Here is a 17,958-nt window from a genome sequence, read left to right as displayed (position 1 = left end):
TTGGGCATGGTTTGGCCTTGTCTCCGATTTTTTTGCGTCGCTGTTTTCCGTGGTCAGAAGGGTGGCTTTCTGGCGAACGGTGCGTATTGGGTTGGATTGTAGGGGGGTTTTTGAGAAATCTCCAATATGTGAATGGTGGATTCATATAATGGGATTTGGGGAGGCGTGGCCTTTTGGTTTTGGTTTTGGTTTTGGTTTTGGTTTTGGTTTTGGTTTTGGTTTTGGTTTTGGTTTTGGGGTGGGGGGCTTTTCTTGAGTTTGCGGTGGGCTGGCGGGGGCGTTTTCGGTTTCCTGTTGCCCGTTGCCCGTTGCCCTTGGCTGCATGCTTTGGCCGGGAGCCGCCTTGCTTGTGCTCCACGGGCGTTGGCCTTTCCTTGAATTCACGCTGGTCTATTAGCACTGCCCCTGTGCGGGGCGGCACTCACTTTCTTTGCCGCCGCAAAGAAAGTAAGCAAAGAAAGCGGGCTCACACCGCCAACTCTTAAGCGGGTCCCCTGGCTTGGAGGGGGCAGTGGTGCATCTGGAATCGGTGCTTCCGCGCACTCCGCGTTCGTGACAAGTTGCCCGATGGCTGGATGCTTTGGCTGGGAGCCGCCTTGGGTGTGTTCTTTGGGCGTTGGCCTTTCCTTGAATTCACGCTGGTCTATTAGCACTGCCCCTGTGCGGGGCGGCACTCACTTTCTTTGCCGCCGCAAAGAAAGTAAGCAAAGAAAGCGGGCTCACACCGCTAGCTCTTAAGTGGGTTCCCTGGCTTGGAGGGGGCAGTGGTGCATCTGGAATCGGTGCTCCCGCACACTCCGCGCTCGTGACAAGGCAGTCATACTTCCCGCCTCGCACTTCGTGCTCGCCGGAAAGGGCGTTCTTTTTGCGGTGTGTGGGAGCAGGTGCGGTCGCAATACTCGGCAACTCGTGGAGCACCCCTTGGTTTTTTAGATATGCAAACGCGCATACCGCCCTGCAGCGGAGGCAGGTGGCGCAGACAAACACATTGAATCATTGGGATATGGCGTCTCTCCACCAGGGACGCGATCTGGCGGTCAGCGGAAAGCATGAGAGGGTGGCTGAAGAACTACCGCTACGGCGCGCGAAGCGTCGCCGGAAGAATGACTGCCTTGTCACGAACGCGGAGTGCGCGGGAGCACTGATTCCAGATGCACCACTGCCCCCTCCAAGCCAGGGGACCCGCTTATGAGCTAGCGGTGTGAGCCCGCTTTCTTTGCTTACTTTCTTTGCGGCGGCAAAGAAAGTGAGTGCCGCCCCGCACAGGGGCAGTGCTAATAGACCACCGTGAAAGCAAGGAAAGGCCAACGCCCAAAGAACACACCCAAGGCGGCGCCCGACCAAAGCATCCAGCCATCGGGCAACTTGCCACCAACGCGGAGTGCGCGGAAGCACCGATTCCAGATGCACCACTGCCCCCTCCAAGCCAGGGGACCCGCTTAGGAGCTAGCGGTGTGAGCCCGCTTTCTTTGCTTACTTTCTTTGCGGCGGCAAAGAAAGTGAGTGCCGCCCCGCACAGGGGCAGTGCTAATAGACCACCGTGAATTCAAGGAAAGGCCAACACCCCAAGCCAACCCCCCGCGCCAGCCCCAAAACCGCTCAATTCCGACTAGCAATAGCCCTCTGCCCTTCATCAGTAGGAGAAGAAGTCCCTTGCGCCGTCTGCGCCCCCTGGGTCCCCCAAACCACCGAATTATCAACCGCATACAACCGGCAAGGAGCCGCGCTCTGCTTCTGGCAATTAGCCACCGCCACCGACATCGGATCATCCCCACCTTCAGCCCACGACCAGGCCCCCGAATCCGACACGGCAAACGCGCGACTCGGATACTGATGCAGGAAATTCCGATACCCCGAACGCCCCGCTTCATCGACATAAGGCACAGCGTCGACGGAATCGACAGCAGCAAAACCACTCGCCTTAGGCGATGACGGATCCGACACCTGATACCGCACACCGGTAGGCATCCCCACCTGGGCCAGAAACGCTTCGACAGCCGGCCACCACACATGCACGCCATCGCGGTCGCCTACCAGCCGATGCGCGTCATTCTTGTAGCTGCCGTAATCCACCATCTTCGTGCTCGCACCATGCGCGCCAAACGCGGCGTACATGCCCGCCACCAGCGGCGCATTCCAGACCGAATCGTTATCTCCATACATCCACAGCGACGGCACTTTGGTCTTTTCACCATAAGCGCCAAACGCGCGCGTCAGATTGCCCTGCCAGTCCGTGCACGCATCCTGCCGCAAGCCGCCCGAGAAATTGATTAACGCCCGCACACCAGGCGCAGCTTCCGTGCCGTAAGCCATCGTCGCAAGACCGCCATGCGAAGTGCCCGCCACGACGATATGGTTTGCGTCCACGTAAGGCTGCTTCGTCATGTAGCTGATGGTTGCCGCGACGTCGCCAGCCTGACCCAGGCCGTTACGTTCGACGTCGCAACCGTCCTGTTCATACACGCCATCCGAATGACCGAAGCCCTGACGGTTCGGCGCGACCACGACATAGCCACGGCGGACAAATTCGCGTGCGAACGGCAGCGGGTCGCTGCGCTCCTGCGTACGCGGATCGCCAGGAATCTTGCCGTGGTTGAATACGATCATCGGGAACGGGCCTGCGCCGTCCGGTTTGTAGACCGTGGTTTCGAGCGTGGTCGAGCCGTCGGCATCGACCGGCACGCGAATGATTTTTTCGTTGAGGCTCGCCGTGGGCAGATAAACGTCGTCGAGCGCGATACGCGGCACATGAGCGCGTGCCAGCGGGCCTGCCTGGTTGTCGGCGAGTGCGGCGGTGCGCGCATCGGCAGATGTACCGGCGAGCGGATCGGCATGAGCGGCTGCGACAGCGCACGTAGCCGCTGCACAGATCACCACACACTTCGTCAGAACCTTGCTGAACACCATTGACGCACCTGCCTCAAGAACCTGCCCTGAACACCGTGATGTCTGTTCGCCGGAATATTGCTGACGTTTTCCTTTCGTCCGCATTTTCGACAAACAAAAACACACTCGCGTACGGAGTGCGCTATGCGCACGCACGCTAATCGAGATCGCACGGGATGAACCCAAACGGCCGACGCGACCCCACGCGCCGATGATGAGCGCCACCTGCTGCCGGGGACCGCCGCCGAACCCACACTCTCTGGTGAACGGCAGGACCCCCCTGCGCATTTGCGGAACCGCTATGGAGAGGCTCTCGCAATGTGACGTCATGAAGCTACGGCCTCATCCTGGCACGACAATTTTGTTTTGTGCAATCAAGGAGAACCCGCGACGAAAAAATTGCCGCACGCTTTTTGCGTCGATGAAGCCAAGGCCCGCATGGCGCGCCGGTGATTGGGTGGACGAAGTAATCGACCGAAAGGGGGACGCTGTGGTGCCGAGCCAACACGAAAAAAAAGCCCTGATATCAGGGCCTTATGTCGATGCGTTCAGTAAGTGCTGAAAACGGTGCAGGTGAAAGCGGTCACTGAATACTGCGTAACGTGAGCCGGCCGCGGGCGAAATATTTGGAAATGCAGCAGCGACGCAGAGCGCGGTTACTCGCTAACGTCGCCGTCGATATAACGCCAGCGTCCGTCGTCGCCACGCACGAAGCGACTGAGTTCATGCAGCCGGTGCGCGCGGCCGCCCACCTTGTATCGTGCGACGAATTCGACCGTCGCGTGATGGTCGTCGGTTTCGGTGAAAGCCTTGATCTGAAGTCCGAGCCAACGTGGCGCGTCGGGCGCGCCCGGGTCCGCGTCGAGATCGGCAGGGCAAGTGTGAGGCGCCCACGTGGCGCGCAGGTATTCCGTTGCGCCGACAACATAGGCGCTGTAACGCGAGCGCATCAGTTCGAGCGCGCGTGGTGCGGTTTCATTGCCGTCAATGTAGCGGCCGCAACATTGTGTAAAGCGCGGCGCTTTGGTCCCGCTTCGCTGCGCGGGCGCGGCACCGCCGCAGGGGCAGTCGTTAGGTCGTTGCATTGACAATAATTGTTTATTCATTGGACTTTCAACCAGCACCGCGAGCGGTCAATACTTTCTGGAACGCTGCCGCGTGGCCGGATCTGACCTAGGTACCCGTCAGCGCGGTGAACGTGCATGAACGCCCCTTCTTACCAGTCGAGCGGCGTACCGTCGTATTGATAGAAGCGGCCATTGAACGCATCGCGTGACGCAGCGGCCTGCGCGAGCACATCCCGCATGCCCGTGACGCTGCGCGCCGGATCGATGGCCGCCTGCGCACCGCCCATGTCGGTGCGCACCCAGCCGGGATGCAGCGACACACACGTGGCGCGCTGTGCGTTCAGCGACGCGAGCTTCAGCACGTCGTTCAACGCCGCCTTGCTCGCGCGATACAGCCAGCCGCTTGTGCCGCTCGTGTCGCTGATGCTGCCCATCTTGCTCGAAATCACCGCGAACACACCGCCGGCATCTTCGACTAGCGGCAGCAGGATCGGCATGAGTTGCATCGGACCGCGCACGTTCGTGTGCATCACGTGATCGAAGTCTTCAGCGGTGATTGTTTCAATGCCTTCGGTGTGCGGACCGTACACGCCCGACACCACAATCGCCGCATCGAGTCGCTCGCCGTCGAGCTTCCAGCCGAGCGCGGCGATGTCCGCCGGTTCGGTCACGTCGACTTCAAATGGTTCTGCGCCGAGTTCCTTCAATGCGTCGAGCGCGGCGCCGTCGCGCGCGGTGGCGAGTACGCGCCAGCCGCTCTTTTTGTATTGCCGTACGAATTCCTGACCGATGCCGCGCGATGCACCGACGATCAATACTGTCTTCATCGAATACCTCAATCTGTTGACTATCGCCGCTTCAAAAACACCGCGGCAGATAGCTTGCTAAACCAGTTCGATCCCCATCGCAGTCGCTTCGCCGCCGCCGATGCATAACGTCGCGACGCCACGCTTCAAACCGCGCTTCTTCAACGCACCGATCAACGTGACGAGAATGCGCGCGCCCGATGCGCCAATCGGATGACCTAGCGCACAAGCGCCACCGTTCACGTTGACCTTCTGATGCGGCAGATGGTGTTCCTTCATCGCGGCCATGGTCACGACGGCGAACGCTTCGTTGACCTCATAGAGATCGACTTCGTCGGCGCGCCAACCGTTCTTCTCGAACAGCTTGCGAATCGCCCCGATTGGCGCGGTGGTGAACTTCGCCGGTTCCTGTGCGAACGTCGAGTGGCCGACCACGCGTGCAATCGGTTCGACGCCGAGCCGCTTCGCCGTCGATTCGCGCATCATCACGAGCGCGGCTGCACCGTCCGAAATCGACGACGAATTCGCTGCTGTCACCGTGCCGGTTTTGCTGAACGCGGGCTTGAGCGTCGGGATTTTTTCGAGATTTGCCTTGAACGGCTGCTCGTCGTGATCGATGGTCACGTCGCCTTGACGGCTCGCCACTTTGACCGGCGTGATTTCCCACGCGAACGAACCGTCTTCGTTCGCGCGTTTGGCACGGTTGAGCGACTCGATGGCGAACGCGTCCTGCGCTTCACGCGTGAAGTCGAACGATGCCGCGCACTCCTCGGCAAACGTGCCCATCAGACGGCCTTTCTCGTACGCATCTTCGAGACCGTCGTAGAACATGTGGTCGATTACCTGACCATGTCCCATCCGCATGCCGCCGCGCGCCTTGGGCAACAGATAAGGCGCGTTCGTCATGCTCTCCATGCCGCCCGCGACGATCACGTCGGCGGAACCCGCGGCGAGCATGTCGTGCGCGAACATGGCTGCGCGCATGCCGGAGCCGCACATCTTGTTGACCGTCGTGCTGCCGGTGCTCAACGGCAAGCCAGCGCCGAGCGCGGCCTGACGCGCAGGCGCCTGGCCGAGACCGGCAGGCAATACGCAGCCCATCACCACTTCGTCGATCTGTTCGGGTTTCAGCCCCGCGCGCTGCACGGCGGCTTCGATCGCGGCCGAGCCGAGTTGAGGCGCGGTAAGCGCGGCGAAGTCGCCCTGAAATGCGGCCATCGGCGTGCGCGCCGCACCGACGATCACGATCGGATCAGACTGGCTTGCGTTCATGTTTGTCTCACTCATGTTTTAGCTCCTTGATCACACCTTCGACGATGGCCGGTACGTCGCCAAGTTGCGCGGCGTCGGCCGCGACCACGTCGTTGTCCGCTTTATGCGCGCCTCTCGCCGATACTGCCGCGACGCACTCCTTGTAGGTCGATTCGAGCGCGGCAGCGTCGCTGATCGTCATGCCGAGGTTACGCACCTTGCCGTCATGCACGCCATAGGCCCAGCCGTGAACGGTCAATTCCTGGCCACGCGCCCATGCATCGTTGACGATGGTCGTGCGGCACACGTTCATCACCTGCTCGATCGTATTGAGTTCGACGAGGCGCCGATGACGCACTTCGCCAATCGGCCATTCCTCGATCAGCGCCGCGTGTTTGCTGCGCACGTCCTGCACGTGGGCGAGCCAGTTATCCGCGAGACCGACGCGACGGCCGTGAAGTGCGGCTGCGACGCCCGAGCAACCGTAGTGGCCAACCACCATGATGTGCTTGACCTTCAACAGATCGACGGCAAACTGGATCACCGACAGACAGTTCAGATCGGTATGCACCACCACGTTCGCAATGTTTCTGTGGACGAACACTTCGCCTGGCGGCAGGCCGATGATCTGGTTCGCCGGCACGCGCGAGTCGGAGCAGCCGATCCACAGATATTCGGGCGCCTGCTGATGCGCGAGACGCGAGAAGAATTCGGGATCTTCGGACAATTTGCGCGTGACCCACGCGTCGTTGTTGTCGAACAGATGCGCGAGCGGGTGGGAAGAGTTAGAGGCGTTGGTTGTCATGTTGCGTCTTTGCGGTGATCGATCGACCGGTTGATTCGAGCGCGGTCGATCTCGTTATATAAGGCATCTGGCGATACGCGCGTTTCACGCGGCTCGTGCGTTGCGTTCATCGTCTTCAGCGGGGGTATCCGCGAAACGTTCGGGATACCGCACGCAAAAGCGCGCGCTGTTGTCGTACGGAAAAAAGTCGGGCAGTTCGCCTTTCAGTAGGTGATCCTTGTGCCGTTGCCACAGCGCCGGATCGAAGAAGTCTGCGTGATGCTGGATGAAAGACCGGCGCACGCGTGGGTCGCCGAGCAGAAAAGTGCCATACGTTTCGGGGAAAATGTCGTGCGGGCCCACCGAATACCACGGTTCGCCCGAGAGTTCGTCTTCCTCGCTGCGTGGCGCAGGCACTGCGCGCACATTACAGTCGGTCAGATATTCGATTTCGTCGTAGTCGTAAAACACGACGCGGCCATGACGGGTCACGCCGAAATTCTTGTACAGCATGTCGCCGGGAAAGATGTTCGCCTGCATCAACTCTTTCACCGCATTGCCGTATTCCCTAATGCCGTGATCGACGTCGTCATCGCTGCCGTTTTGCAGGAACAGATTGAGCGGCACCATGCGTCGCTCGATATACAGATGGCGGATCACCAGGCTGTCGCCGTCATATTCGATCAGCGACGGCACTTCTTTTTTGAGTTCGCGCACGAGCGCGTCGTCGAGCCGCGAGAGGGGCAATGCGACACTCGAATATTCGAGCGTATCGGCCATGCGACCCAGGCGATCGTGCCGTTTAACAAGCTGATACTTCGCCTGAATCTGCGCGCGAGTCGTTTCTTTCGGCGGCGGGAAGTTGTCTTTGATCAGCTTGAAAACGTAGGGGAAAGAGGGCAGCGTGAACACTAGCATCACGAGCCCTTTGATGCCGGGCGCGATGATAAATCGGTCGCTCGAATGCGACAGGTGATGCAGCAGATCGCGATAGAACAGATTCTTGCCCTGTTTCTGCAATCCCAGCGACGTATAGATTTCCGCCTTCGGTTTGCCCGGCATGATCGTGCCGAGAAATTCGACATAGGCGGAAGGTACTTCCATATCGACGAGAAAGTAGGAATGCGAGAAGCCGAAGATGATCAGCAACGGGTCGCGGTTGAGCAGGACAGTGTCGAGCGCGAGCACGCCGGGTTTGACATGTCGCAGCGGCACGGCAAATGGCAGTAGTGCATCACCGTTGATAATTCGCCCGACGATATACGCCGACTTGTTCCGATAAAACAGCGACGACGGCACGTGAATCTGGAAGTTGGGTGCTTCGTCGAACGCGCCGAACGTATCGTGAATGGCCTGCATCACGCAGCCGACATCGCGCGTCAAATCTTCGAACGGCGGCTCGAGCTGGAAGTTCGTTACGATCCGCTCGAGCGTGGCGGCCAGACCGTCTTTGCCAGGGTAATACGCGCGGTACGTCGGCTTTGCTGCAGGCTCGTCGTTCTCGATATAGTCGGTCGAGATTGCCGGCCGCACGAAAATGAAATCGTTATTGAAATACGAGCGGTGCAGGATCTTGCAGCATACCGAATTGAAAAACGTCTCCGCGCACTCGGGTTGGCGGTGCGTGGTCAATAGACCGATGTAGTGCAGCTTGATCTGCTGCCAGACTTCGTTGTCGATCTCTTCCGCGTCGTATTCGTCTTCGAGAAGAATCACGCATTCGGCCACGCGTTCGTCATACGAAGTAATGCGCTCACGGGCGAGTTTTTGCAGACCGTGCCAGTCGCCCGTTTCGAACAGCGTTTTGGCACGGATCGCCGCGTCGCGGAAGATCTGGTAATGCCGGTCGAATCCTTCGAGCATCGTCTGGGCGACGTCAAAGCCGATTTGCGACGACAGCAGTTTGGGAAAGTGATTCATGTCGACCGTGCATTCGTCTCATGTCGTGAAGACACCCGTGATTGTATCGTCCGGGTGGACCTGCGACGCATCGCGCCGCTCGACTCGCGCTTTCACGCCTGGTGGGCGTTGGCTGGCGTTGGCCGACGTTCAGACTATCTCCGCTCAATGCTTGAGTTCGGCGTGCAATAGGCGCTGCAACTTCCAACAAAAAATATTTGCGCGCGTGCTGGTTCTTCAGGCCATCCGTTCACGCAGGCCGGGCTTCGCGCGTGCCGCCGTCGAGCAGCGCGCGCGCCTGGGCTTCGTATTGCGAAAGATCTTCGAGCGTCGCATCGAGGTCTTCCCGTTGCCGTTCAAGTACCTCGCGATGGCGCGCCACCGTGGCGAGAAATGCATGCAATTGCGGCACGGTGTCGGTCGGCGATTCGTAGACGTCCAGCAGATCGCGGATTTCGGACAGTGTGAAGCCGAGCCGCTTGCCTCGCAGCGTGAGCTTCAGTCGCGTGCGATCCCGACCCGAGTACACGCGCCGCAAGCCGCTCGACCCTTCGCGGCTCGGCGAGAGTAAACCCTGATCTTCGTAGAAACGAATCGCGCGCGGCGTGACGTCGAATTCCCGCGCGAGTTCGGTGATCGTGTATTGCGTGTTCATCGGGGGAGTCCGTGGCCGGGCAGAAAATCAGATTGAACGATAGAATCTAGACGTTTACGTTATCGTCAACCTGAGCTGAAATCAACTACGGCAGCACCCACGGCGCGATAGCGCAACAAGCGCCACAACCACGCTGACCGGCATCGCACACCTCGCCATACCGGACGGCCGACGGAGGAAGACATCCCCAATGAATGCACTCGAACATCAACTCCAATACCCATTCAGCGATACCTTGCCGGAACCCGGCCACGCGATGGAAGTCGCCCCCGGCGTGTTCTGGCTGCGCATGCCGCTGCCTTTCGCACTCGATCACATCAATCTGTGGCTGCTGCGCGACCAGATCGACGGCAAAGAGGGTTGGACGGTGGTGGACTGCGGCATCACGTCGGACACGATCAAGCAGAACTGGGAAACCGTGTTCGATTCGGTACTCGACGGTTTGCCGGCGCTGCGCGTGATCGTCACGCATTGTCATCCGGACCACATCGGCCTCGCGCATTGGGTGTGCACGGGAGGCGACAGGAAGCGTTGGGACGTGCGCCTATGGATGACCCTCGGTGAATACATGCAGGCCCGTGTCATGGCCGCAGGGGACGGCTCGAATGCAGGCGGTGAGGCAGCGGCGCGGCACTTCGCGCGGCACGGTCTGAACGATGAGGAATCGCTCGAAAAACTGCGTCACCGCAAGAGCTACTACTCGAGCCTCGTACCGGCCATTCCGGGCCAATACCGCCGGTTGCGCGAAGCCGATGACGTGAAGGTCGGCGGCAACACGTGGCGCGTCGTGACGGGTTTCGGCCATTCGCCGGAACATTGCGCGTTGTATTGCGAGGAAACCGGCGTGCTGATTTCCGGCGACATGGTGCTGCCGCGCATTTCGACCAATGTGTCCGTGTTCGATATCGAACCGGAGGGCACACCGCTCGCGTTGTATCTGGAGTCGCTAGGCCGCTACGAGACGATGCCGGAAGACACGCTAGTGCTGCCGTCACACGGCAAGCCTTTTCGCGGGGTTCGCACGCGCATCCGTCAATTGCGCGAGCATCATGATGCGCGGCTGGCCGAAGTGCGCGACGCGTGCGCAGAGAAACCGCACAGCGCCGCAGACATCGTGCCGCTAATGTTCAAGCGCCAACTCGATATCCATCAAATGACGTTCGCGCTCGGTGAAGCGCTCGCGCATTTGCATCTGCTGTGGCTGTCGGGCGAGTTGAAACGCACGCACGACGCGGACGGAGTGATTCGCTTCTCGCCGGCCTGAATCAGTCAAACGCGTTGACGCAGCAATAAAAAAAGCCCGGTCATCCAGACCGGGCTTTCTTCTGTGTACTTTCGCACCGTCAGGCAAGCGGCATTTACTGCACCGACACCGTCGCGAAGTTCACGCGGCCAAACGGACTCACGTGATACCCGCTCACATTCGTGCGCGTCACCGCCGACGCGGTCGGATATCCCAGCGGAATCCACAGCGCCTGATCGTGGATGATCTGCTGCGCCTGCTCATACGCCTTCGTGCGTTTGGCGATATCCGGCGTGGCCTTGCCGTCGGCAATCAGCTTGTCCAGATCCTGATCGCAGAAGCGCGCGAAGTTGATCCCCGACTTCACCGCGTTGCAACTGAATAGCGGCGACAGGTAATTGTCCGGATCGCCGTTGTCGCCCGCCCAGCCCATGAACAGCGAGTCGTGCTGACCTTGCTTGGCCTGCTTGATCAACTCACCCCATTCGATCACCTTCACCTCTGCCTTCACGCCAATCTTCGCGAAGTCGGCTTGCAGCAATTCGGCGCCCGCTTTCGGATTCGGATTCAGCACGCTGCCATTCGGGCGTACCCAGATCGTCGTTTCAAAGCCGTTCGGATAGCCCGCGTCGGCGAGCAGTTTCTTCGCTTTCGCCGGATCGTACGGCCACGGCTTCACCGACTTGTTATAGCTCCACGTGTTCGGCGGATACGGGTTCGTGGCCGGCGTCGCGGTGTTGTCGAACACGGTTTTCAGATAGGTGGTGCGGTCGAACGCCATGTTCAATGCGGCGCGTACCTTCTGGTTGTCGAGCGGCTTCTTCTGCGTGTTCAACGCGACAAACGCGGTCATGAATGCCGGTGTCTGCACGATGGCGAGCGACTTGTCGTTTTTCGCATCCGCGAGATCCTGCGGTTTCGGCGACAACGCGATCTGGCATTCGCCCGCTTTGACCTTCTGCGCGCGGACCGTGGCGTCCGGCGTGATCGCGTAGATCAGACGGTCGATCTTCGGCTTCGGCCCCCAGTAGCTGGGGTTCACGTCATAGCGGATCACCGCGTCTTTCGTATAGCTCTTCAGTGTGAACGGGCCGGTGCCGATCGGCTTCGCGTTCAGATCGACCTGCTTGCCAGCCTTCAGCAACTGGTCGGCGTATTCAGCCGAATAGATCGACGCAAAACCCATCGTCAGGATCGATACGAAGGTCGCGTCCGGCGAGTTCAGTTCGAACTTGACCGTGTTGTCGTCGACCTTGCTGATCGACTTGATGAGCTTCGGCAAGCCCATTGACTGTGCATGCGGGAAGCCGCTCGCGCCCGCCACCTTGTGCCACGGGTTGTTCTCGTCAAGCATGCGCTCGAACGTGAATACGACGTCGTCGGCGTTCAGCGCGCGGGTCGGCTTGAAGTAGTCGGTGGTCTGGAACTGCACGTTAGGCCGCAGATGGAACGTATAGGTGAGGCCGTCGGCGCTCACTTCCCATTTGTCGGACAGCGCCGGGACGACTTTCTTTGCGGCCTCGTCGTACGAGACCAGCGAATTGAAAATTACATCCGCCGACGCGTTGGTCGTGACGAGCGAATTGAACTGCACCACGTCGAAGCCGTCGGGGCTCGACTCGGTACAGACGGTCAGCGGTTTGGCGAGCACGAGCGCGGGGGCCGTGAACAATACGGCGGCTGCGAGCAGTTTGAAGCGCATAGGTTCTCCCATAACGAGCGCAGTCGGGCAGTGCGTCTGGTTGTGTGGTTATTCCGGTGGCGAGGGACGAGGCTGAACGTCGTCTTTATTGTGATACGTTTCCGGCGCTGGCGCATGACTCGGATGACACCGGCCATGCAGTTGGCGGCCTTCGCGAAAGCTTATCGAAGGGAGATTGCGGCGACAACAACTTAATCCGTATATCCATATGGGTTCGGTTTCGTGCGCGGAGCCCGCTCCATTTCGATGCGTGTACGCCGTGGCACGAACCTTTGCTTGATCGATCAACACGACGCGTGTGGCCGCCGCACATGGATCGTGCGGGAGGGCATCGCGGTGAGTTTGAGTGAGGCGCCAGGGCTGGCAGGAAAGCAGAATGAGATCGACGTCGCAGAGTCGCCGCGCAAACAGCGTTTCAGCGATGGCCGGCACCAGTGATGCAGCGAGTGCGTTATCTCGTGCTGCTGCTTCGTGCGCACCGCTGGCTGCATCGCGGCCGCACGGCGGTGCGTGATTTACTCGGCAGCGACTCGCGGCTTGCGCGGCGCGCGTTCGAACGCGCGGTCGTAGAGCCAGCGCGGCAACACATGCAACAGCATCGCGACAATGCGCATTTGCCACGGAAACACAGAGAAAGCCGTTCGACGCTCTATCGCGCGCGTTGCCTTCGCCGCGAAACGGTCGGCGTCCATCAGGAACGGCATGGTGTACGGATTGTGTTCGGTCATCGGCGTGCGGATATAGCCGGGCGCGATGGTGACCACACCGACGCCCAATGGCCGCATCTCCACACGCAGTGCTTCGAGATACTTGAGTGCCGCCGATTTCGACGCGCTATACGCGCCCGACCCCGGCAAGCCACGCACACTGGCGACGCTGGCAATGCCGACCAGCGTGCCGTGCTTCGCAGCGACCATGGCGGCGGCGAACGGTTCGAAGGTGGCGACCATGCCGAAGTAATTGACGTCCATCACTTCGCGGAAGGCCCGCAGATCGCCGTGCCCGGTAACCGCGCCACGACTGATGCCTGCATTGGCGATCACGACGTCGGGCAAGCCGTGCTGCGTGATGAATTGAGCCGCCGCTTCGGCGAGCGCTTCGGCGTCGCGAACATCGACGGAATAGATTGAGACCGTGTTCTGGGGATGGGACTGCTGGAACGCGGCGAGCGCGTCGCCGCGGCGGGCAACGAGGCCGAGAATCGCGCCGCGCGCCGCGTAGTCGGCGGCGAGCGCGAGGCCTATGCCACTCGAAGCGCCGGTAATGAAAACCTTCAGCGGTGAACTCATTGCGGCGCCTCGTCTTTACATCTTCTTCGCGCGGATTTGCGACACCAGGTAGTCGAGCACCTGGATCGTGCCCGGCAGGCTGTCGGTGGCGGCCGGACCGGTTTCATACTTGCCTTGCACCGCGAGCGTCGGCACGCCGTCGATCTTGTAGTCGTCGAGCAGCTTCTTGTCCTTCTGCAATGCGCTTTGCGTCGAGAACGAGTTGTACGCTTCCATGTACTTCTTCGGATCGACACCGTTCTTGGCGAGGAATTTGGCCTGATCTTCCGGCGTCAGCAGATAGTTCTTGTTGACGTGGATTTCGTTGAACACCTTCGGCGTCAGTTCCTGAGCGACGCCGAGGGCGTCGAGCGCGTGGTACATCTTCGAGTGCGGAATGAAGTCGTCGCGGAATGCAACCGGCACACGCTTGAACACGACGTCAGGAGCCTGCTTCTTCACCCATGCTTCGAGGTACGGGTTGAATTCGTTGCAGTGCGGGCAGCCGTACCAGAAGAATTCGGTGACTTCGATCTTGCCGGCCGGCACGTCGGTCGGTTGCGGCGACGGCAGCACGGTGTAGTCCTTGCCTGCCACCGGTGCGGACGGCGACGCCTGGGCCGTGGCGGCGATCAGACCCAGCGAGAGAAACAGAATGCTCAGCAGTTTTTTCATGTTGTGTGATCCAGGTAGGCAGTAAAGCGGTGGCGCCACGCAAATGCCCGTCACCGCTTCTCAGAGTCAGACGATGTTTGATCGCCCATCGGGCTGTGACACGCGCGGCTCGCTCATAGTTCGGCTGGCGGCGCGTGCCGATGTTTACCGTTTGTTTATTGTTTGGTGAAACGGATTACCGCGGTATCGACACCCGCGTCCGACAGACGCTGACGGTTCGAATTCATGTCCTCGAACTTCGAAAACGGCCCGATGCGCACGCGATAGTACGTCACGCCGCCTGCATCACGCTGGGTAACCTTCGATTCGAAGCCCTGGAACGCGAGACGCGCGCGTTGCTGTTCGGCATCGGCTGCGGTCTTGTATGCGCCCACTTGCAGGAAGTAGCCGGTGTTCGCATCGCCCGGAGCGGACGTCGCCGTAGCAGCCGACCCCGGTTTCGCATTGGCATTGGCCGTCGCGTTGGGCTTCGGTGCAGAGCCTGCGGCGGTGGCAGCCGGTGCGCTCGATGCTTGCGGCTTCTTCACCGGAGCAGGCGCCGTGGCCGTTTCGTTGCCGTTATCTTGCGAAGGCTTCGGCGCAACCGCCGTGCCGTTTGCATTGCCGGCCGACGGCGGCACTTCGATGATCTGCGGTTCTTCCGCGATACCCGACTGGGTTTGCGAATTGGTTTGACCCGGCGCGGTGTTAGGCGGAGCCGGTTGCGCAGCTTGCGGCACCGGTTGGCCCGGCGTCTTGCCTTGCAGCGGACGGTTCGGATCGTATTGCGTGTTGCCCGCGTTGGAGTCGGATGCCGCGGGCGGTGCGACCTTCGACACGAATGGCGTAGGTGCCCGGGTGATATACAGCGCCACCACTACCGCGATCGCCAGGCCGACGATCAGGCCCAGCACGATGCCGAGAAAAGTGCCCCCGGTTTGCTTCGATTGCTTTGTTGTGCGGCGTGGTTTTGCCATCGTACGAATCACCTGCAAAAAGAATCCTGGAACGGCCGTCGATTATAGCGACGGCCGCATGCATGTTGCGCCGGAGGACTTACATCTTGGCGGGAGCGGAGACGCCGATCGTCGCGAGACCGTTGGCCAGCACCTGGCGCGTGGCCGCGAGCAATGCCACGCGTGCATTGCGCTCGGCCGCATCGTCGACCAGCACGCGCTCGGCACGGTCATTGTAGAACGAGTGGAATTCCCCGGCGAGGTCGCGCAGATAGAACGCGACCGCGTGCGGTGCGAGTTCGTCGGCGGCATGTTGCAGCATGTCCGGGAATTCGGCGAGCTTGTTCAGCAGAGCCATTGCGCGTTCGCTGGTGAGCGGCGACACGTCCACGCTTGCGAGCGTGCTTTCGTCGGTGTTGTAGCGCGTCTTGCATTCGGCGATCACCGAGCAGATGCGTGCGTGCGCGTATTGCACGTAGTGCACCGGATTCTCGTCGTTCTGCTTCAGCGCGAGGTCGATGTCGAACACGAATTCCGTATCCGCCTTGCGCGAGATCAGGAAGAAGCGCACCGCATCGCGGCCACGGCGAATGGTGTCTTCGTCGATCAGATCGACGGCGGCTTCCTGGCCTGGCAGCGCGCCGCCCGACCATTCGATCAGGTCGCGCACCGTCACGTAGCTGCCCGCGCGCTTGGAGATTTTCACCTCTTCGCCGTTGCGCATGACGGTGACCATCTTGTGCAGGATGTAGTCGGGATAGCCCTTCGGAATGCCGATGCCAAGACCTTGCAGGCCGGCACGCACGCGCGCGATCGTGCCGTGGTGGTCCGAACCCTGAACGTTGATGACCTTCGTGAAGCCGCGCTCCCACTTGGCGACGTGATAGGCGACGTCGGGCACGAAGTACGTGTAGGTACCGTCTTTCTTGCGCATCACGCGGTCTTTGTCGTCGCCGTCGTCGGTGGTGCGCAGCCACAGGGCGTCGTCCTGCTCGTAGGTCTTGCCGGCGGCGACCAGTGCATTGACGGTTTTCTCGACCCGGCCTTCCGTGTACAGCGACGACTCCAGATAGTACTGGTCGAACTTCACGCCGAACGCCTGCAAGTCCATGTCCTGCTCGCGGCGCAGATACGCGACGGCGAAGCGGCGGATCGCTTCGAGGTTTTCGACGTCGCGCGCACCGGTGACGGGTTCGCCGTCGCTCGCCGCTACGGTCGCGCCGTCCAGATAGTCTTTCGCGATGTCGGCAATGTACTCGCCGTTGTACGCCGAAGCCGGCCAGCCTTCGTCACCGGGAGCGAGGCCGCGTGCGCGCGCCTGAGTGGACAGCGCGAGCGTGTGGATCTGCACGCCGGCGTCGTTGTAGTAGAACTCGCGATGCACGTCCCAGCCTTGCGAGGTCAGCACGTTGGCGAGCGCGTCGCCGAGCGCGGCCTGGCGGCCGTGGCCGACGTGCAGCGGACCGGTGGGGTTCGCCGACACGAATTCGATCAGCACGTGCTTGCCGGCGTCGCGATCCGAGCGGCCGAACTTGTCCTGCTCGGCGAACACGGCGGCGATCACCGCCTGCTTGGCCGCAGCGGCGAGACGCAGGTTGATGAAGCCGGGGCCGGCCACTTCAGCGGCGTCGATCAGGCCTTTGGCCTGCGGCTGCGCGAGGAGTGCGTCGACGATCTGTTGAGCCAGCTGGCGCGGATTCGCGCGCAGCGGCTTGGCGAGTTGCATGGCCACATTGCACGCGACGTCGCCATGAGCGGCGACCTTGGGTCGTTCGAGCGTGATGGTGGGCGACACAAAAGCGGCTTCGGTCGCGCCCTGGGTGGCTTCTGCGACCTGCTTCACCGTGTCGGCGAGCAGTGTTTCGAGGGTATGTTTATGTGCGGGCAGCATGCTTGTTGCGAGTCCAGTGAGGCAATCCGGTGAGGCGGGAGAGGCGCCGGCCGTGCGTCATGCGTTTTTGCATCAGGCGCAGCCGGTTCGTCAGAAGCGTGGAAAGCGGCGCTGCACGCGTTGCGGTCCATCAGGGCGACGCGGGGTAACCCCGTCGCGCCGTCAGGCACGTTGCCTGCAAAGCAGTCAGGCGGTGCACCGGGCGCGGCAACGTAACTTGCGACGGCGCTGGCTGTTTCCAGCCGGATTCGGCCGCGATGCCTGCCGTCGACTTACCCAACCACGCATTTCTGCGCTTCGCCTCGCGCGGTGCGTTGCAGCGCGCTTTTCCGTTCAGACGGATTTTAGCAGGTGCTAATATGTTCAATGAGATGCCCAGCAAGGGCCGTGGCCGCCATGCCTGCCTGGCGAGCAAACGTAGAGCGCGCCGGCAGTGGCTTTTTTAGCCGCCCGCGCGTCAAATCCGACATAACGAAAAGGGAATAGTCATGCTGATTACTTTCAAATGCCGTGCTTGCCCAGACGTGATGATGCTTGAGAACCTGGCACAGTATCTGGTCGGCATTGTCGGCAAACGCCTTGGAGAACGCGGCGTCATTACTCACGACGAAGCGGGTCCGGCCATCACGAAACTCGAAGCGGCCATCACTTTCGACAAGCAGGAACGCGCCGAACACGACGGCCATTTCCACGAAGGCGAAGAAGGGCATGAGCATCATGAGATCCCGCCGGGACTCGCGCAACGTGCGTATCCGTTCCTCGACATGCTGCGCGCGGCGCAGAAGGAAAACGCGGATATCGTCTGGGGTCTTTGATTCCAGAAGCGGTGTTGCGCTAGCGGCAACCCCGCCGCAGCGGGGCCAGGAAGGGATCGCTGTGGCGGCGCAGACATCGCC

At 60.9% G+C, this 17,958-nt stretch carries 14 protein-coding genes; 2 read left to right on the top strand and 12 right to left on the bottom strand.

From position 1 onward, the window contains the following. Positions 1–1,599: 1,599 nt before the first annotated feature. The 7 genes from LMG28727_RS19615 to LMG28727_RS19585 form a co-directional block, all read right to left on the bottom strand. On the bottom strand, positions 1,600–2,907 hold the full coding sequence (locus LMG28727_RS19615) for a dienelactone hydrolase family protein (protein ID WP_201643961.1): 1,308 nt from the start codon (positions 2,905–2,907) through the stop codon (positions 1,600–1,602). A gap of 635 nt (positions 2,908–3,542) precedes the next feature. Then, positions 3,543–3,992: a YchJ family protein gene (locus LMG28727_RS19610; protein WP_201643960.1), complete on the bottom strand. Its 450-nt coding sequence runs from the start codon at positions 3,990–3,992 to the stop codon at positions 3,543–3,545. Positions 3,993–4,102: 110 nt separating this feature from the next. Continuing rightward, positions 4,103–4,780, bottom strand: coding sequence for an SDR family oxidoreductase (locus tag LMG28727_RS19605; RefSeq protein WP_201643959.1), 678 nt, complete (start codon positions 4,778–4,780; stop codon positions 4,103–4,105). Between the two features lie 57 nt (positions 4,781–4,837). After that, positions 4,838–6,046: an acetyl-CoA C-acetyltransferase gene (locus LMG28727_RS19600; protein ID WP_201643958.1), complete on the bottom strand. Its 1,209-nt coding sequence runs from the start codon at positions 6,044–6,046 to the stop codon at positions 4,838–4,840. Continuing rightward, positions 6,039–6,815, bottom strand: coding sequence for a carbonate dehydratase (gene can, locus LMG28727_RS19595; protein ID WP_201643957.1), 777 nt, complete (start codon positions 6,813–6,815; stop codon positions 6,039–6,041). Before can ends, LMG28727_RS19600 begins: the two co-directional genes overlap by 8 nt. An 84-nt stretch (positions 6,816–6,899) precedes the next feature. Then, the gene (gene aceK, locus LMG28727_RS19590) at positions 6,900–8,714 is read right to left on the bottom strand and encodes a bifunctional isocitrate dehydrogenase kinase/phosphatase (protein WP_201643956.1); all 1,815 of its coding nucleotides are present in this window, start codon (positions 8,712–8,714) and stop codon (positions 6,900–6,902) included. A gap of 229 nt (positions 8,715–8,943) precedes the next feature. Beyond that, the gene (locus LMG28727_RS19585) at positions 8,944–9,348 is read right to left on the bottom strand and encodes a MerR family transcriptional regulator (RefSeq protein WP_201643955.1); all 405 of its coding nucleotides are present in this window, start codon (positions 9,346–9,348) and stop codon (positions 8,944–8,946) included. A 190-nt stretch (positions 9,349–9,538) separates the two neighbouring features. Between LMG28727_RS19585 and LMG28727_RS19580 the strand changes: the two genes are divergently transcribed. Continuing rightward, positions 9,539–10,612 carry an MBL fold metallo-hydrolase gene (locus LMG28727_RS19580; protein ID WP_201643954.1) on the top strand — a complete coding sequence of 358 codons (1,074 nt, stop codon included), beginning with the start codon at positions 9,539–9,541 and terminating at the stop codon, positions 10,610–10,612. A 94-nt stretch (positions 10,613–10,706) separates the two neighbouring features. On the opposite strand, the gene LMG28727_RS19575 is transcribed toward LMG28727_RS19580, so the two are convergent. The 5 genes from LMG28727_RS19575 to argS form a co-directional block, all read right to left on the bottom strand. Next, complete coding sequence (locus LMG28727_RS19575; RefSeq protein WP_201643953.1) at positions 10,707–12,293, bottom strand: ABC transporter substrate-binding protein; 1,587 nt, start codon at positions 12,291–12,293, stop codon at positions 10,707–10,709. Positions 12,294–12,808: 515 nt separating this feature from the next. Then, positions 12,809–13,582 carry an SDR family oxidoreductase gene (locus LMG28727_RS19570; RefSeq protein ID WP_201643952.1) on the bottom strand — a complete coding sequence of 258 codons (774 nt, stop codon included), beginning with the start codon at positions 13,580–13,582 and terminating at the stop codon, positions 12,809–12,811. A gap of 15 nt (positions 13,583–13,597) precedes the next feature. Then, complete coding sequence (locus LMG28727_RS19565) at positions 13,598–14,236, bottom strand: thiol:disulfide interchange protein DsbA/DsbL (RefSeq protein WP_201643951.1); 639 nt, start codon at positions 14,234–14,236, stop codon at positions 13,598–13,600. 155 nt (positions 14,237–14,391) lie between these two features. Continuing rightward, entirely contained in the window at positions 14,392–15,210 is an 819-nt protein-coding gene (locus LMG28727_RS19560; protein ID WP_201643950.1) for an SPOR domain-containing protein, read from the bottom strand. Positions 15,211–15,271: 61 nt separating this feature from the next. Beyond that, entirely contained in the window at positions 15,272–17,062 is a 1,791-nt protein-coding gene (argS, locus tag LMG28727_RS19555; RefSeq protein WP_201643949.1) for an arginine--tRNA ligase, read from the bottom strand. A gap of 488 nt (positions 17,063–17,550) precedes the next feature. Between argS and LMG28727_RS19550 the strand changes: the two genes are divergently transcribed. Beyond that, positions 17,551–17,877, top strand: a complete 327-nt coding sequence (locus tag LMG28727_RS19550; protein WP_201643948.1) for a DUF1840 domain-containing protein — start codon at positions 17,551–17,553, stop codon at positions 17,875–17,877. Positions 17,878–17,958 lie beyond the last annotated feature (81 nt).

The sequence above is a fragment of the Paraburkholderia metrosideri genome (genome assembly GCF_904848625.1).
Classification (GTDB): Bacteria; Pseudomonadota; Gammaproteobacteria; order Burkholderiales; family Burkholderiaceae; genus Paraburkholderia; species Paraburkholderia metrosideri.
Note: the sequence above shows the minus strand (reverse complement) of the source record. Positions and strands in the feature narration are given on the sequence as shown.

What these genes read in the sequence shown, in the direction of transcription:
- LMG28727_RS19615 (WP_201643961.1), bottom strand. Translation starts at nt 2,907, where the DNA reads ATGGTGTTCAGCAAGGTTCTGACGAAGTGTGTGGTGATCTGTGCAGCG.
- LMG28727_RS19610 (WP_201643960.1), bottom strand. Translation starts at nt 3,992, where the DNA reads ATGAATAAACAATTATTGTCAATGCAACGACCTAACGACTGCCCCTGC.
- LMG28727_RS19605 (WP_201643959.1), bottom strand. Translation starts at nt 4,780, where the DNA reads ATGAAGACAGTATTGATCGTCGGTGCATCGCGCGGCATCGGTCAGGAA.
- LMG28727_RS19600 (WP_201643958.1), bottom strand. Translation starts at nt 6,046, where the DNA reads ATGAGTGAGACAAACATGAACGCAAGCCAGTCTGATCCGATCGTGATC.
- can (WP_201643957.1), bottom strand. Translation starts at nt 6,815, where the DNA reads ATGACAACCAACGCCTCTAACTCTTCCCACCCGCTCGCGCATCTGTTC.
- aceK (WP_201643956.1), bottom strand. Translation starts at nt 8,714, where the DNA reads ATGAATCACTTTCCCAAACTGCTGTCGTCGCAAATCGGCTTTGACGTC.
- LMG28727_RS19585 (WP_201643955.1), bottom strand. Translation starts at nt 9,348, where the DNA reads ATGAACACGCAATACACGATCACCGAACTCGCGCGGGAATTCGACGTC.
- LMG28727_RS19580 (WP_201643954.1), top strand. Translation starts at nt 9,539, where the DNA reads ATGAATGCACTCGAACATCAACTCCAATACCCATTCAGCGATACCTTG.
- LMG28727_RS19575 (WP_201643953.1), bottom strand. Translation starts at nt 12,293, where the DNA reads ATGCGCTTCAAACTGCTCGCAGCCGCCGTATTGTTCACGGCCCCCGCG.
- LMG28727_RS19570 (WP_201643952.1), bottom strand. Translation starts at nt 13,582, where the DNA reads ATGAGTTCACCGCTGAAGGTTTTCATTACCGGCGCTTCGAGTGGCATA.
- LMG28727_RS19565 (WP_201643951.1), bottom strand. Translation starts at nt 14,236, where the DNA reads ATGAAAAAACTGCTGAGCATTCTGTTTCTCTCGCTGGGTCTGATCGCC.
- argS (WP_201643949.1), bottom strand. Translation starts at nt 17,062, where the DNA reads ATGCTGCCCGCACATAAACATACCCTCGAAACACTGCTCGCCGACACG.
- LMG28727_RS19550 (WP_201643948.1), top strand. Translation starts at nt 17,551, where the DNA reads ATGCTGATTACTTTCAAATGCCGTGCTTGCCCAGACGTGATGATGCTT.